Annotated in this window: 1 pseudogene; it reads left to right on the plus strand. The window is 49.3% G+C overall.

Annotation, left to right across the window (positions count from 1 at the left end):
• Nucleotides 1-1,139 (plus strand): annotated as a pseudogene (locus tag BMY80_RS12660) (hypothetical protein); the annotation flags it as partial.

A 1,139-nucleotide genomic window follows, 5' to 3' on the forward strand; every position in this document is an offset into this window, starting at 1 on the left:
GATAACACTATCGGCTACCTCAATGCCATTGGTGAAGGTATCGGAACTTCTCTTTCCGGAGGAACCTTCTCGGAAGGCTTTGATTTTGCCCGGGAACGAACCAAAAGAGAGGCGGAGGAAACTGCAAAAATCTACAAGGCCACCATTGCCGGAATTGAAAAGGACATCACCGAGTCTCAGAACCGCATTGCCGCTGAGCGTAAACGTATCGCTGAAAAGTACCAGAATAAACCTGTAGGCGAAGGTACCCAGTCTGATGAAGGCTTAAGGATTGGTGCAAATAAGGACTCCGGTAAAGGTAAAAGCTCCGGCGGTGCTCTTTCCAAATCTGCTGAAGCCCGTGATACCTGGACGCCTTATTATGAGCAAATCCTTGAACTCGACATGAAGTCAAAGAGCGACCTTGAAAGGCTCGAGCGTGAACACATCAAAAAGCTTCAGGAGCTTAATGCTGTTATTGCCGAGAATGCTCAAATCTCTGAAATCGAGAAGAATAATGCTCTCCTTATCATCGAGCAGGACTATCAGACCCAAAGGGCGGAAATCGAGAAAGAGGCACAGGACTTTCTGCGTTCACTTAATCCTGAAGAGGAGGAAATCCTGCGTCTTCAGGAAGTTTACGGCAGAAAGCTGGAACTCCTGGAGCAGTTCCACAACGACCAGCTTATTTCCGAGGAAGCATATCTGCAGAGCCGTACTCAGCTCATGGATAAATACACCTCCGACAGCACCACGGCAAAGCAGCGTAAACAGGCTGATGAACTTAAGAAAATGACCGAGCCCTACGAGAAAATGGCTGATGCCACTCTAGATCTCTCAGATACCTTTGCAAGTCTTACCGACAGCATGGATGAATCCTCCGGTGCCTATCGGGCTTTATTTGCAGTTCAGAAAAGTTTTGCGGTAGCAAGTGCAACCATGGATGCGGTGCAGGCATGGATTAAGGCTCTAAACGATCCGACAGCAGTTACCTGGCCGCAGAAACTTGCCAACTACGCCTCCGCTGTTGCCACTACAAGTTCTGCCATTTCTCAGCTTACCTCCGTTTCCATGCACGATAAAGGCGGTCAGATTAAAGCCGGTGAATGGGGTATCGTCGGTGAGTACGGACCGGAGCTGGTGCAGGGACCGATGAGCGT

Source organism: Ruminobacter amylophilus, from assembly GCF_900115655.1.
GTDB classification, from domain to species: domain Bacteria; phylum Pseudomonadota; class Gammaproteobacteria; order Enterobacterales; family Succinivibrionaceae; genus Ruminobacter; species Ruminobacter amylophilus.